The following is a 14,303-nucleotide window of genomic DNA, read 5'->3' as shown; positions in this document are numbered from 1 at the left end:
CGGTCAGTGGTTCAAACACTGTTCGTTGATGGGTGTTTGAGATTTTTTGCGGCGGACGGTAGGGTTTAAAGTCAACTTCGAGCGGGGAGGGGCCGCCATCAGGCACTGCATTGGCTGCTAGTCTTGGATCAAATCGCCGTGCTGACCCCCTGTGCTCATCGCCTTACAAGGAGAACTGCCGCAATGACTGCAGCCCCGAAACCCAGGAGCACCCTCAACCCCCCAGTTTTCTACACCAGCGCGGTTTTGATCTTTCTTCTCGTGCTGTACGCCACGGCATTTCAAGAGCATGCCCAGGCACTGTTCGAACACGTCCAGACCTGGATCATCACCAATGCCAGTTGGTTTTACATCCTTACCGTGGCGTTGGTCTTGATCAGTGTGGTGTTCCTGGCCGTCAGCCGCTATGGCGACATCAAGTTAGGTCCCGATCACAGTGAGCCGGATTACCGGAAAAGTAGCTGGTTCGCCATGTTGTTTTCCGCCGGCATGGGCATCGGCTTGATGTTCTTTGGTGTGGCGGAGCCGGTGATGCATTTCACCACGCCACCGGTGGGTGATCCAGGCACGGTCGCGGCGGCGCGCGAAGCCATGAAGATCACGTTTTTCCACTGGGGGCTGCATGCTTGGGCGATCTACGCGATTGTGGCACTGATTCTGGCTTACTTCAGCTTCCGCAACGGTCTGCCGCTGACCCTGCGCTCGGCACTTTACCCATTGATTGGTGAGCGTATCTACGGCCCCCTTGGTCATGCGGTCGATATCTTCGCCATCCTCGGCACGGTGTTCGGCGTCGCGACCTCGCTGGGGTATGGGGTGCTGCAGATCAACAGCGGGTTTCACCATGTGTTCGGTCTGCCGGTCAGCCCGACGGTTCAGGTCATTCTCATTGCAGCCACGTGTGGGTTGGCAACGCTTTCGGTGGCCAGTGGGCTGGATAAAGGCATTCGCATCCTGTCCGAGCTCAATTTGAGTCTGGCAGTGATATTGATGTTGTTCGTACTGATCTTGGGGCCTACCGTTTCCCTGCTGCAGGCTTATGTACAGAACACCGGCGCCTACCTCTCGGACATCGTCAACAAGACCTTCAACCTCTACGCCTATGAACCGACTGACTGGATCGGTGGGTGGACGTTGCTGTATTGGGGCTGGTGGTTGTCCTGGTCGCCTTTCGTAGGCCTGTTTATTGCTCGTATTTCACGTGGGCGTACCATCCGTGAGTTCGTGTGTGGTGTGCTGTTCGTGCCGGCCGGTTTCACCTTGCTGTGGATGACGGTGTTTGGTGATTCGGCTATTCACATGATCCTCAATGACGGGATAAAAGACTTGGCCGCTGTCGTTGGCCAAGACAGCTCATTGGCGTTATTCGCTTTCCTTGAACACTTCCCGTTTTCCACGGTGATCTCGCTGATCGCGGTGCTGATGGTGGTGGTGTTCTTCGTAACCTCGGCAGACTCGGGGGCCTTGGTAGTCGATATGCTCGCGTCCTCCGGCCAGGGCCATTCCCCATTGTGGCAACGGATTTTCTGGTCGCTCAGCATCGGTGCCGTTGCCATTGCGTTGCTCTTGGCCAACGGCCTCAAGGCCTTGCAGACCGCCACTATCGCCAGCGCCTTGCCGTTCGCCGCCATCTTGTTGATTGCCATCTGGGGATTGTTCAAGGCCTTGAGCCTGGATGCCACCCGTCGCGGCTTGCGTAATCAGGCTCTTCCAGGTACTCGTCATACCCGGCAGCACCATGGTGGCTGGCAGCGCCGGCTGCGCAATATTGCCATGATGCCGCGCCGCGCCCATGTCACGCGCTTTATTGCCGAGGTGGTCAAGCCGGCTTGTGAGGAGGTTGCACTTGAGTTGCGCAAGCAAGGCTACGACGTCGCGGTGAATGAGCGGGATGATGGCCGCGTCACCCTTGAGCTTTCACACGCTGGGGAAGGGCGCTTTCTCTACGAAGTCCGTCCGCGTGCTTTCAACACACCCAGCTTCGTGATGCGTGATACGGAAGACGGAACCGATGGTCGCAAGTATTTCCGGCCGAGGTGCATTTGCGTGAGGGCGGCCAGAACTACGACATCATGGGCTGGAGTCGTGACGATGTGATCGGCGATATCCTCGATCAATACGAGCGTCACCTGCATTACCTTCATGTGGTGAGTTGAGATTGGGTGCGCACTGCCCTGCACAAGGCGTCAGGGCGGTGCCGTGCGCTCGGTAGCGGGCATCGAAAGTCAGCCGGGCGAGAGCTCGACGGCGACAACATGCCCCGATAAAGCAGCGCGGTAGCCAAGGTTACGGGTTAGGCTGATGGACAGATTCAATGATAGTGAGGTCATCAACCTGAATGCATTTATTGCGTGGGCTGCCTGGAGGACATACGGATGATGGCGCGCTGGCGTTGGCTCGCTGTTCGAGTCACAAAGCGACTATGGTTCCGAGCGACTTTGTTTTCGCTGCTCGGCGTGGCTACAGCCTTGATTGCAGTAGTGTTGAAAGACTTCATTCCAGAATCCTTACCCGCTCGGATCGGCGCGGACGCTGTCGACAAGATCCTCGGCATCATAGCCTCCAGCATGCTGGCAGTGACCACCTTTTCCTTGAGTACAATGGTGGCGGCATACGGCGCGGCCAGCACGGGTGTAACGCCTCGTGCCACGACGCTGGTGATGGAGGATACGACCACGCACAATGCGCTGGCCACTTTTATCGGCTCGTTCCTGTTCAGCCTGGTTGGGCTGATTGCTTTGAGTACTGGTGCCTATGGTGATCAAGGGCGCGTTTTGCTGTTCGCGGTCACCATCGCAGTTGTCATCCTGATCGTTTATACCTTGCTGCGCTGGATCGATCACCTCTCCAGGCTCGGGCGGGTAGGTGAGACTATCGACCGAGTAGAGCTGGCTGCGATGGAGGCAATCGAACATCGGGCCAAATGGCCTTACCTGGGAGGCTCTGCATATCCGGAAGGCATGGTGTTCCCTCCTTCTGCTCTGCGTTTGGTGAGTCATCGAACCGGGCACGTTCAGCATATCGACGTGGAGGCGTTGGCAGCCATCACTCATCGGCACCCCGTTCAGATCTATATGGATGTGTTGCCTGGCGCATTCGTCCACCTTGGAGCGCCGCTAGCCACCGTCGTGGCGCAACCCGGGCAGGACGTACGATCGGTGGCGGCCTTCGAGCATGACGTACACGCAGCCCTCACGGTGGGCACCCGCCGGACGTTCGAACATGACCCGCGCTTCGGGTTGTCAGTGCTGTCCGAGATCGCTTCCAGAGCCTTGTCGCCTGCAGTCAATGACCCCGGCACGGCGATTGATGTCATCGGTAGAAGTGTCAGATGCTTATCGCACTGGGGGCGGCCTCATGCTTTGACGCCGCCGCATGAAGCCTGTGCCCACATTTATCTGCACGGCATTGTGGTCGATGATTTCTTCGGGCCGATCGCTCGAGACGGGGCGGCATTGCAGGAGGTGAATATTCGGCTGCTCAAGGCATTGCTGAGCTTGGCCCAAATCAATCCACGGCTGTTTGAAGAGAGTGCAAGCAGGCATGCAGAGCGGCTGCTTGGTCTTGCCAATGCTGCGTTGGTGCTTGAGGCAGAAAAGAATCAGTTATGCAGCTTGGCTGCGCAACTGCGAAAGGCGAGGTGATTGTTATAGCTGGGTAGGACCGGCTTCGGAAATGATGTATGCGTTCGAGTGGGCACTGCTGAGCAGCCCCCATCAGCAACTATGAGGACTGCTCTGAAGACATTCGCAAGCCGTCCTATCTGTTTACGTCCACAATCAACCGGCCGCGGATCTTCCCTTCCATCAGATCTAAGGCTGACGCGATCGCGTTCCGCAGGCCGATTTCTTTTGTCATGAGCGATAAAGCGTCCAGGTTCAGCTGAGTCGACAGTCTCTCCCACGCTTCCACTCGCCGCTCATAAGGCTGAGTCACGCTGTTGATGCCGAGCAGGCTTACCCCTCTTAGAATGAACGGTGCGACGGTGGCCGGAAAATCCATACCTTGAGCCAATCCGCAGGCAGCTACCAAACCTTCGGACATTGTGCTTGCGCACGCATTGACCAGCGTATGGCTCCCGACCGAGTCTACGACGGCCGCCCATTTCTCTTTCGCCAACGGACGCCCCGGGGCTGACAGTTCGGCGCGGTCGATGACAGTTGTCGCACCCAGGCTTTTCAGATACTCGTGCTCACTGGATTTGCCCGTGGCGGCAGTTACGGTATACCCAGCACCTGCCAGAAGGCTGATGGCGAAACTGCCCACGCCGCCGGTGGCGCCGGTAACCAGTACTGGCCCGTGGGAGGGTTTCAGCCCATGGCGTTCCAATGCCATCAGGCACAGCATGGCGGTGTAGCCGGCTGTGCCAATGGCCATCGATTGGCGCTCATTGAGCCCTTGGGGATGGGGGATGAGCCAGTCGGCGTTCAACCGAGCCTTTTGTGCAAGGCCTCCCCAATGGCCTTCGCCAACGCCCCAGCCATTTAGCAGCACCCGATCGCCAGGCTGGTAGCGAGGATCGTCACTCATCTCAACAGTACCCGCAAGGTCGATGCCAGGGACCATCGGAAACTGACGTACAACCGGCCCCTTGCCGGTGATTGCCAGCGCATCTTTGTAATTCAAGGTGCTGTAGGTCACCTTGACGGTCACGTTTGCGGGTGGGAGTTGATCCTTCCGCAGCTCGGTGACGCGGGCGGTGTGTTGGTCATCATGCTTCTCGATCAGAATGGCATTGAACATGGTGCGTCCTTAATTAGACCGGTTGTCTTTAAATCATCCGAAAGGAATCAGTGGGTGATTCCGTTCAGAAAACCTTGATAGAAAATGTCCAGCGGACGGACGTTCTGCGTCAGCCGTGCACAAAGCACTGCGCCCTCCCAACCTACCCAAAAATAGGCTGCGAGTGCCTTGCAGTCATGTCCGCAAGGTACTTCGCCCAGATTGACTGCTTCTTCCAGGCAGGCTGCCAAGCGCTGCTCCCAATCCTGTAGGGTCAGCTCCAGCTGTTCGCGGAAGCTGGCGGGGAGCACCAGTACCTCTTGGCCAAGGTTGCCTACCAGGCAGCCTCTTCTAAACTGATATCGGGCCATCCCCGCTTTCGCCTCCTCGACGAAGTTGGACAGCCGTTGTAGGGGAGATGCGCTCAAATCACCGAAGTTGCGTTCGAGCTTTTGAGCGAAATAGTCGGCATAGCGCTGCAGTACGGCTTGGCCAAATGCTTCTTTACTGTCGAAGTAGTGATAAAACGAACCCTTGGGCACCTGCACGCGCTTGAGCACGGCCTCGATGCCGGTGGCGGCGAAGCCTTGTTCGGTGAGGATTTCCATACCGCAACGCAATAGCATTTCGAGGGTTTCGCCATGCTCACGTGCGACTTTGGGGGGGCGGCCTCGACGAGGTGCTGTTTTGGAGGTAGTCATGCGTTGTAATTTAGACTGATCGTCTCTAATGTCAACCACCGAGCGATTCGATCCCCGATGAGCCGAGTGTTGGATGCGTCATGAAAAAGCGTTTACCGCCCTTGAACTGGCTTCGAGCATTTGAGGTTTCTGCCCGGATGCTCAATTTCACCCACGCCGCTGAAGAGCTCAACCTCACGCAGGCGGCGATCAGCCAGCAGGTTAAAGCGTTGGAGTCCCAGCTGGGCGTTGCGCTGTTCAAGCGCCTGCCACGTGGACTTGAGCTTACCGAGGTGGGTAAATCGTATTTTCCAGTGGTCAGAGAGTCGGTTGAACGCCTGGCTGCATCGACCGACGAAATCTTTGGGCAAGGCCATCGCAGCGCACTCATTTTGCGTAGCAGTCTGGTGTTTTTCACCCACTGGATAGCCCCGCGCTTACCTCAATTTCAAGCAAGCCATCCAGACATCCCCATTCGCATTGCCAGCAACATCTGGGTGGATGAAACAGCATTCGATGCCGATCTTGAAATCCGCTACGGGCAGGGCCGCTGGCCGGGCATGAAGGCTGAACGACTGACCTGGGATACCCTGGTGCCGGTGTGTTCGCCTGCGCTGATCACGCAAGACCGCCCGTTGCAGCGCCCCCAGGACCTTGCCAGAAACCCGTTGCTGCACGTGTTGGGTTATGAGGAGGGGTGGGGCTACTGGCTGAAGAAGAACCATGCGGAGAACGTTGATTCCTCGCAAGGGTTGCAGTTCGACACCCTTATCTCGGCATTGACGGTGGCGGAATTGGGGCAGGGTGTAGCCTTGGCGCGTTCCTCGCTGGTCAAGCACCTGTTGGATCAAGGCCGTCTCGTTGCCCCCCTTGGGCGCAGTGTGCCTACCAAGGAGGCGTTCTACTTGGTGTATGCCGCCCACAGCATGGTTAACCCTGACGCCGCGGCTTTTGCACAGTGGCTGTGCGAAGAGGCACAGGCCTTCAGGGACGAGCACCGCTCGCTGGAGGAGGAAAACGCCAAGCGATAAGGAAATTTCCCCAGCAATAAAAAAATGGCCCCTTACAGACTGTGTGAAAACACACTGACCGGCCTTAGACCAAACGCCCCGACTTGTTCGGGGCGTTTGTTTTTGTGCTGAAGAAGGTTCTTCAGCCCATCAGTTGCATCATTTGCTTGGCACCCAGGACGGCGATCGCTCGCTTGAGGTTGTAAGCGGTCACGGCCAGAGCCATTTCAGCTCTTGTCCCTTCGAGTTGTCTCAACAGGAAGCGCCCGTTCCCAAATAGCCATTGTTTGAGATTGCCAAACGGGTGTTCCACGATGGATCTACGCCGCTCCATCATCTCTGGATGCAGCTGCATTCGCTGCGCCATGCGCTCAAAGGCTTCCTCTTGAGCGTGACGCGAGACATAGCGACGCTTGGCCGTCGTACATTGGGCTTTCAGCGCACACTTGATCGTCGAGGTCAATGATCGCGAGTTCGGCGTGATGAAGCAGCCTGGCCCAATTGCCTGGTTGGAGGGGTGTTCGGAGCCCATGCTCAAGCCGCTGTCGCGTCGTGATGTCAACTTCGAGCAAGCGCTGGCAACCCTGTCCGAACGTCCCGATCCTGTATTGCTGCCCGCCAAGCTCGACACGCCTGCCGGTTGGCTGGAAGGCGTGAAGATCCTCGACCTGACGAACGTGATCGCAGGGCCGCACTCGACATCGTTCCTGGGCCGCTTCGGCGCAGATGTCATCAAGCTCGACCCTGTGATGCCCAACTATGACCCTTGGAATACCGTGGTCTTCGGCATGTCGTCGGCACGTGGCAAGGAAAGTGTGCTGGTCGATTTGAACAAGCCCGAAGGGCGCGAGGTTTTCAATCGTCTCGTGCGCGAGGTCGATGTGATCGTCATGAACGCGCCGGATCGCCAATTGGCACCGCTGGGCCTTGATGAGGCGAGTCTGCAGGCGGTGAATCCTGGCGTGATCTTCTGCCAGCTGGACTGCTTCGGCGGCCCACGTCGCGGACCTCGTACGGATTACCTGGGGTATGACGACCTGATCCAGGCCACTACCGGAATCATGCTGCGCTTTGGCGGCGGCATGGAAAAGCCGGAAGAACATGCACACGTCGGCACGATCGATGTGATGTGCGGGTTTGCTGCTGCGCTGGGCGTGGCAACCGCCCTGTATCGTAAGCATCACTCGGGTGAGGCCTACCGGGCACGCACCTCGTTGGCCTCACTGGGTAACCTGGTGCAAATTCCGTTCTGCTACGACTACCCAGGCCGTGGCCCATTCAATGAGCCATCCGGCCGTGACGTGGTCGGCTACAGCGACCTTTCCCGGTTCTACAGGACGGCGGATGGCTGGATCTACCTGGATGCCAGCGAAGGGGAGCTGCACAAGTTCGCGGCCATCGCCGATCTCAGCGGCGTGACCAGCGCAAGTGATCGGGTGGGCTATCTGCAATCTGCCATCGGCAGGATGAGGAGCTCGGTGCTTCAAGAGCGCCTGCAGGCTGCCAACATCGCTGCCGCAGTACCGGACAACATCGACCACCTGCGCAGCCAGTACAGCCGCAGTGCCGATGGCCAGCCGGGTATCGAGAATGGTAGCTACTCCTTCAGCATCTATAACGACCATCCGAGCGGGCATCGGGTTACGCAACTCGATCCTTACGCCATTCGCCCACGGGTCGGGCGTATTCGAGCGCTGTCACCGGCTGAGAAGTTCGGTGCCTCGACTCGCAAGGTGCTGAGCCGCTACGGCTACACCGAGGCGCAGATTCAGTCGCTCCTGGACGCCAGCGCAATCGGCGAATCCTGGAGTGAGGAATATCTGCCGAGCTGACTGCTGAGGGCAGGTCAAGGGGCTGGGTTTTCCGCTCTTGCTTGCCCATTTCGATCAAGCGAACACGAGCCCAAGGCTGCTCGCGGGCGCGTTCATGCCCAAAAAATGAGATAGAGCCATGAATTACAACAGCATCCTTCCACGTATCCTGCAAACCGGAGCTGGTGCCAGCCAGCAAATCCATCACGTTCTCGCCAGCCTGGGCTGCCACAAACCGCTGATCATCACTGACCGGATGATGGTCGAGCTAGGCTACGCAGGGCGTATCAGCTCAGTCCTGGCAGAGCAGGGGATTCAAGGCGACGTATTTTCCGACACCGTACCCGAGCCGACCGTCGCTTCGATTCAAGCCGGCGTATCGACCGCCAGGGAAGGTGGCTACGACAGCATCATCGCACTGGGCGGCGGAAGCCCTATCGATAGCGCCAAAGCGATCGGCATCCTGGCCAAATTCGGCGGCGTCATGCGCGATTACAAGTTCCCGCGCAACGTCACCGAGATGGGCTTGCCAATCATTGCCATTCCAACCACGGCCGGCACCGGCTCCGAGGCGACCCGGTTCACCATCATTACCGATGAGTCGACTGACGAGAAAATGCTCTGCGTCGGCGCAGGCTTCATGCCCGTTGCCGCGCTGGTCGATTATGAACTGACCCTCTCGTTGCCGGCTCGGGTGACGGCCGATACCGGTATCGACGCGCTGACTCACGCCATCGAGGCTTACGTCAGCAAGAAAGCAAACCTCTTCAGCGATGCCCAGGCGCTGGCCGCTATGCGCTTGATCGGCCCAAACCTTCGCAAGGCGCCTGAGCGGCCATGGTTGGCATGAGCTCGGGTACGTGCATCTTTACCCGTGACGGTGAGGCTGCTCGTTACTTCTCCGACAACATCAAGGTGGGCATGGTCGGCATCAACGTGCCGCTGCCAGTACCTGTCGCGTACCACAGCTTCGGCGGTTGGAAGCGTTCGCTGTTCGGTGACTTGCATGCCTACGGGCCGGATGGCGTGCGGTTCTATACCCGACGCAAGACCGTTACCTAACGCTGGCCGTCGTCAGGTGTTCGCGAGGGCGCTGAATTCTCCATGCCAACCATGAAGTAACGCATGTACAGGAGGTGTGCCTGGCTGCCGCCAGGCACACCGTTTCGTATGACACCGATGATCAATAATCGTCGTACTGCCGAGTGATGGTGTGCTGTTTTGTGGCACCGCTGAAATAATAATTAGATAAAGCTAGAGGCGAATATGAATAATAAGCACAATATATGTTCGGGAAAGACGGGTGGTCTTTCATTTCTTCAAGGGACGAGGTCTGTTCGAGCAAGGTTTGCAGTTCGTGCTTGACCTATTTGTATTCAACAAGTGTTTGGTGTTGAGTCGAACGTTCTGAGGAGATATGCCAAATGAGTACGTTGAAAGAAGGTGCGTCGATGGATGGGCGGGTGTTTTGGCCATCCATTGCAGTGATACTTGGCGTCACAGTCCCGCTTATTGCATTTCCCGAGGCTGGAAATGCAGTGATCAATCAAATGTTTGCGTTTGCCACCGGCAAGTTTGGCTGGCTCTACTTGGTTTCAGGCCTGATGACGGTCGCGTTTCTGTTGTGGATGGCGTTCGGGCGCTATGGAAATATACGCCTTGGACGAAAGAGCGATGCGCCAGAACTTTCCTATTTCAGCTGGGTCGCCATGATTTTTTTGTGGCGGTATCGGCATCGCCATTGTCAACTGGGCCTGGGTTGAGCCAATTTATTATTTCAAAGGCCCTCCTTTGAATGTGGCGGCTCACAGTCGGGAAGCGGCAGAGTGGGCGTTGACTTACGGCCAGTTCCATTGGGGCCTGACCCCGTGGGCATTCTATTGCCTGCCAGCCTTGCCGATTGCCTATTCGATGTATGTACGCCGGCAGCCAGGGGTGAGATTGTCCGTGGCTGCTCGTGGTGTGCTGGGTGAGAAGTCCAACGGGTGGCTGGGCCTTACGCTGGATACGGTGGTGGTGTTCGGGATCGTGGGTGGCGTGGGCACCTCCCTCGGCTTGGCCGTGCCGCTGGTTTCGACCTTGGCGGGCGACATCTTCGGTATTCAGCAGTCCTTCGCATTCGACATGGGTGTCCTGGCACTTTGGACACTGATGTTCGGCATGAGTGTCTGGTTTGGCCTTAGCAAAGGGATCAAGATTCTCAGTGATATCATCGTCTACCTGGCGTTTGCACTGCTGTTGTTCGCGGCCGTCGTGGGCCCCACGCTGCTGCTGATCAATGGCTGGGCAAACAGCTTGGGCCTGATGATCAATAATTTCATTCACATGAGCTTGTGGACGGATCCGGTTGCCAAGGGTTCGTTCCCTCAGGACTGGACAATTTTCTATTGGGCCTGGTGGATTGCCTATACACCCATGATGGGCTTGTTCGTCGTCCGAATTTCCCGGGGGCGAACGATCAAGGAACTGATTCTAGCCGAACTTGTGTGGGGCAGCCTGGGTTGCTGGGTATTCTTCGCAGTCTGGGGCGGGTACTCACTTAATCTGCAACTCAGTGGTGAGTTGGACGTCAGCGCCATCTTGACCGCGCAAGGTATCCCGGCGGCGGTGCTCGCCATTTTGAAAACCATGCCCTTTTCGAGTATTGCTATTGCAGCTTTCGTGCTCCTTTGCTTTGTGTTCCTGGCGACAACGCTTGATTCGGCGGCCTATGTGCTTGCTTCGGTGACATCGAAAGAACTCAGTGGTTATGAGGAGCCTCAGCGCTGGCTGCGAATTGTATGGGCCCTGTTGCTGGCGGTCATCGGCATCGGGCTTCTCAAGGTGGGCGGGTTGAAGGCTGTGCAAACCTCTACTATCGTCGTCGCACTGCCATTGATCCCCGTACTTGGCGTACTGGCCTGGTCATTGCTTTGCATGATTCGTGTAGACCTTGGCCATGCACTAGGAACGACTGAAGTTGTTTTGGACGACGCGCTAACGCTTGACAAGACACCTGAGATGGACGACCGACAGACTACTGATACTGTTTTGATTACGATACACCCAGAGGCTAGATAGTAAGTTTTCTATTGTTTTGCTTATTAGGAAGAGCTCGAATTTTCTGGGCTCTTCCTTTCCCCCTAGCGTATGTATGGCGGACTCAAAGAAGCAACCACAATGCCTATCTGGGTTGACAATCAACGCTCGGCTCTCATAAGTACTTTTTAAAGGTAGCCATCGTGAGTGCCACCATGCAGCCAAGTAGACCAGCATAGGGCAGCAGCACCCAATTTGGATTCAGCGACCAAGGGAGTGACAGATAGATTACCCATGGGCTGATTGTCAGCGGCAGCAATGTTCGCTTGGCTCGGTGATAAATAAAGCTGCTCTCCCTGTCTGCACCGAATTTGCGCAGGTCGCGGCGCATCAATCCATCGACCATACCGGTGAGCACTGCAAGCAGGAACAGGGGCATGGCCAGAGAGAGAACGGTCAAGCGCACCACGAACGTGAAGACCGTGAACAGGGCCGCCAGCAGGTAGTCCTGGCCAGCAACGTATGCTTGAGCAAGCTGTCCTTGCAGTGACGCCTCGCGACTGAGCAGCTTCAGGTGGGTATCGGATTGTGCCCAGCCGGAGCGGACTACAACCCAATCATTAAGGTGCTCAAGGATTTTCGCGGTGGCTTGTGCCGGCTCATGTACCAGCAGCGAGCTCCTGAAGTGATTGCTCAGCCAGCCAAGCTCAGTCAGCCACATGGTATGGCTGTGATGCCAGCCTTGCTCTGGCCAGAACCACAGCATGCCCATGAACTCCAACAGGATGGAGAACAGCAAGGATGCAAACAGCAGTCCGAGCAATCGCAGGCACAGCTCAAGCGTACCGAAGATAAGCCCTCGTTGTGTCTGAGGCGAATTGGTTGGGGCAGTAGACATAGGGCTCCCGGGTATTCGCGGGCTATCAGGGGATCAAGGGGCGGGTTTATGCCCGGGTGGTGGCATCTCGGGATCGAAGTCGACCGTCGGTGCACCACCAGCACTGGTCCACCAATCACCCGCGTTGGCGTTGTAGGATTCGCGCATGCGCGCAGCCAGGGCCTGCAGATCCGCCGGCATCGCATCGTCGCTAGCCGGTTTCGGTAGTGGCATCCGAACTTTCCACAACTGCCCGCCTTCCTGGAACGAGAACATCTGGCCCTTGGGCAGGGCGATGATGTGCGCGGGTTCGATCAGTGGCACGGCGGTGGTGGTGACCCGATCCTGCGAGGAGGACGTGAAGTCGGTTCGGGCATCAGGATCGGCGGTGTCCGTCGCGCCAGAGACCAGGGTTCGGGTCTGCACATTGACCTTGGGCAACTGATTGGTCAGCAATTCGGCGGTGGCGGTTTCCCGCACGCGAAGCATCTGCAGGGTGTTGAAGTTGCCGATGACCTGGCCGGCCTTGGCCCGGTTTCCGATACGCGCCTCAATGTCGCTCAAGGTCTGGGTGTAGGCGGTGACCTGGATACCGGCACCGCCGCCCTTATTGATCAGCGGAATGAACTCATCGCCCATCAGCTCGTTGAACTCGTCGGCGTGCAGGTTGATGGGCACCTTGTCGGTCGCGCTGGAGGAGTTCGGGAGACCGTGATCGATACCGTGTTTGTAGATATGCCCGGCGACGGAGACCAGGTCGGCAAACATCGAGTTGCCGACCGCAGCCGCGACCTCGGCATCGGACAGTGCATCCAGGCCGACGTAGACGATGCCGCGTTTGCGGATGACCTGCAGCCAGTCGAAGATTGGCCGTGGATCCTCCAGGTCGGAATAGTTGGGGGCCAGCAACTGGGCCGTCTTGCCACTGGTGAGCTTTTCCAGCAGCGGCAGCAGCGAGGCGACGATCTTGTCGAAGTAGGTGCGGTCGTAGCGCACTGCCGAGCGCAGGCCGTCCATCACCGGATCGAAGAGACGCTTGGCGGTCAGGTACTGCTCGATGGCGACCACGCGTTTCTCGCGGCCGACCATGTGCCGTGGCACGTTCCTCTCGTTGAGGCGAGCTTCGAGATCCACGATGGTCTCCCACGCCTGCGGATCATGACGGGCGAAGAAGTGCTGGGCGTATTCGATGAACAGCGCGTCGATGTTCACCACGTGCCGCTGGATCTGCAGGTAGTCGGGGCGCCGGCCGAGCTCGATCAGTGCCCGGGCGATGATATTGACGAAGCGCCAGGCGAACTCGCGAAACGCCGCTGAGTTGCCTTCACCGCTCAGCTGGCCAGCGATACGGGTGGCGACTTCGGAGATACGACCGAAGCGGCCGATGGCGTTGTAGCGCGCGGAAATCTCCGGGCAGCCCAGGTGGAAGACGTAGAACTCGTTTTCACGGCCGGCCCGTCGTGCTTCCACGTACATGCGCTTGAGCAGGTCGCCATCGCCTTTGGGGTCGAAGACGATCACCACTTCCTGGCTTGGTCGGTGAATGTCCTGGGTGATGTAGACCTCGGCCAGGCGCGTCTTGCCGACCCGGGTGGTGCCCAGCACCAGGGTATGACCCACGCGTTCGCCCAGTGGCAAGGAGGCTTCCTGCTCATTCGGCTCGACGCCGTGCAACAGCGATGAGCCGCCCACGGGCGGCAGCGGTCGTACCGGATTGAGGGGACTGTCCCAGGCGGTCATCCGGGGCAGGAGGGAGAGCCCAGGCGGTGCTTTTTCCAGCACGTGCTCCAGACGCCGGGCCCACTGGTAGGCGATCGACTGGTTGACGTAGCGGGCGAGTGCGGGATCCTGCGCTTCCAGCAAACGCTGGGTGTGCAGGCGGCTCCAACGAAAGCCTCGCCCCATAAACAGGCGCTTGCTGCTGACCGGTATTTGTCGGCTGGTCAGCGAGTAGCGGGGTAGGCGGCGGATGTTGCGCCGATAGCGCAGGACTATGCGAGCCTCGTTGAGGCGCTTGAGGCCGAAGGCGGTGTAGGCCAGGGCCATGCCGGCGCCGACCTCCGGCGACAATGCCACCGCCCAAGGCGAGTGCAAGCACAGCACGCCGGCACCGGTACAGATGCCCACGGTGTACAGCTCCACTGCCGGGCGCAGCAGGGATTCCATCGCATGATCGCTCATGGCG

9 protein-coding genes and 4 pseudogenes are annotated in these 14,303 nt (G+C 58.1%); 8 read left to right on the top strand and 5 right to left on the bottom strand.

Going from position 1 to position 14,303, the window contains the following annotated elements:
* Positions 1-183 precede the first annotated feature (183 nt).
* Both AACG97_RS15800 and AACG97_RS15795 read left to right on the top strand, forming a co-directional pair.
* Positions 184-2,156, top strand: a pseudogene (locus AACG97_RS15800) (BCCT family transporter).
* Between the two features lie 219 nt (positions 2,157-2,375).
* Positions 2,376-3,644, top strand: a complete 1,269-nt coding sequence (locus tag AACG97_RS15795; RefSeq protein ID WP_197885728.1) for a DUF2254 domain-containing protein — start codon at positions 2,376-2,378, stop codon at positions 3,642-3,644.
* Positions 3,645-3,759: 115 nt separating this feature from the next.
* On the opposite strand, the gene acuI is transcribed toward AACG97_RS15795, so the two are convergent.
* Together acuI and acuR are read right to left on the bottom strand one after the other, a co-directional pair.
* A complete protein-coding gene (gene acuI / locus AACG97_RS15790) occupies positions 3,760-4,743 on the bottom strand; it encodes an acrylyl-CoA reductase (NADPH) (RefSeq protein ID WP_197885729.1) in 984 nt (327 codons plus the stop codon).
* 47 nt (positions 4,744-4,790) lie between these two features.
* Complete coding sequence (acuR, locus tag AACG97_RS15785; RefSeq protein ID WP_197885730.1) at positions 4,791-5,423, bottom strand: acrylate utilization transcriptional regulator AcuR; 633 nt, start codon at positions 5,421-5,423, stop codon at positions 4,791-4,793.
* A gap of 80 nt (positions 5,424-5,503) precedes the next feature.
* Here acuR and gcvA point away from each other — a divergent pair, with 80 nt between their 5' ends.
* A complete protein-coding gene (gene gcvA, locus AACG97_RS15780; RefSeq protein WP_197885731.1) occupies positions 5,504-6,433 on the top strand; it encodes a transcriptional regulator GcvA in 930 nt (309 codons plus the stop codon).
* 121 nt (positions 6,434-6,554) lie between these two features.
* Here the strand turns inward: gcvA and AACG97_RS15775 are convergent.
* Positions 6,555-6,857 (bottom strand): annotated as a pseudogene (locus tag AACG97_RS15775) (transposase); the annotation flags it as partial.
* A gap of 85 nt (positions 6,858-6,942) precedes the next feature.
* Between AACG97_RS15775 and AACG97_RS15770 the strand changes: the two are divergent.
* The 5 genes and pseudogenes from AACG97_RS15770 (at position 6,943) to AACG97_RS15750 (ending at position 11,283) form a co-directional block, all read left to right on the top strand.
* Positions 6,943-8,244, top strand: coding sequence for a CoA transferase (locus tag AACG97_RS15770; RefSeq protein ID WP_225786232.1), 1,302 nt, complete (start codon positions 6,943-6,945; stop codon positions 8,242-8,244).
* A gap of 118 nt (positions 8,245-8,362) precedes the next feature.
* Positions 8,363-9,061 (top strand): annotated as a pseudogene (locus AACG97_RS15765) (iron-containing alcohol dehydrogenase); the annotation flags it as partial.
* Positions 9,062-9,075: 14 nt separating this feature from the next.
* Positions 9,076-9,285: pseudogene (locus tag AACG97_RS15760) on the top strand (aldehyde dehydrogenase family protein); the annotation flags it as partial.
* A 362-nt stretch (positions 9,286-9,647) separates the two neighbouring features.
* The gene (locus AACG97_RS15755; protein WP_232109477.1) at positions 9,648-9,986 is read left to right on the top strand and encodes a BCCT family transporter; all 339 of its coding nucleotides are present in this window, start codon (positions 9,648-9,650) and stop codon (positions 9,984-9,986) included.
* On the top strand, positions 9,952-11,283 hold the full coding sequence (locus AACG97_RS15750) for a BCCT family transporter (protein WP_318782798.1): 1,332 nt from the start codon (positions 9,952-9,954) through the stop codon (positions 11,281-11,283). The genes AACG97_RS15755 and AACG97_RS15750 overlap by 35 nt, the downstream gene beginning before the upstream one ends.
* A 133-nt stretch (positions 11,284-11,416) precedes the next feature.
* On the opposite strand, the gene AACG97_RS15745 is transcribed toward AACG97_RS15750, so the two are convergent.
* Positions 11,417-12,139: a TIGR03747 family integrating conjugative element membrane protein gene (locus AACG97_RS15745; protein ID WP_225786231.1), complete on the bottom strand. Its 723-nt coding sequence runs from the start codon at positions 12,137-12,139 to the stop codon at positions 11,417-11,419.
* 33 nt (positions 12,140-12,172) lie between these two features.
* Complete coding sequence (gene traD / locus AACG97_RS15740; protein ID WP_197885987.1) at positions 12,173-14,299, bottom strand: type IV conjugative transfer system coupling protein TraD; 2,127 nt, start codon at positions 14,297-14,299, stop codon at positions 12,173-12,175.
* Positions 14,300-14,303: the final 4 nt, after the last annotated feature.

Origin of the sequence: Pseudomonas sp. Nvir, assembly GCF_963778085.1 — a bacterium.
Taxonomy (GTDB): domain Bacteria; phylum Pseudomonadota; class Gammaproteobacteria; order Pseudomonadales; family Pseudomonadaceae; genus Aquipseudomonas; species Aquipseudomonas juntendi.
The sequence above is the reverse complement of the archived record's forward strand: the minus strand, read 5'-3'. Positions and strand labels throughout refer to the sequence as shown.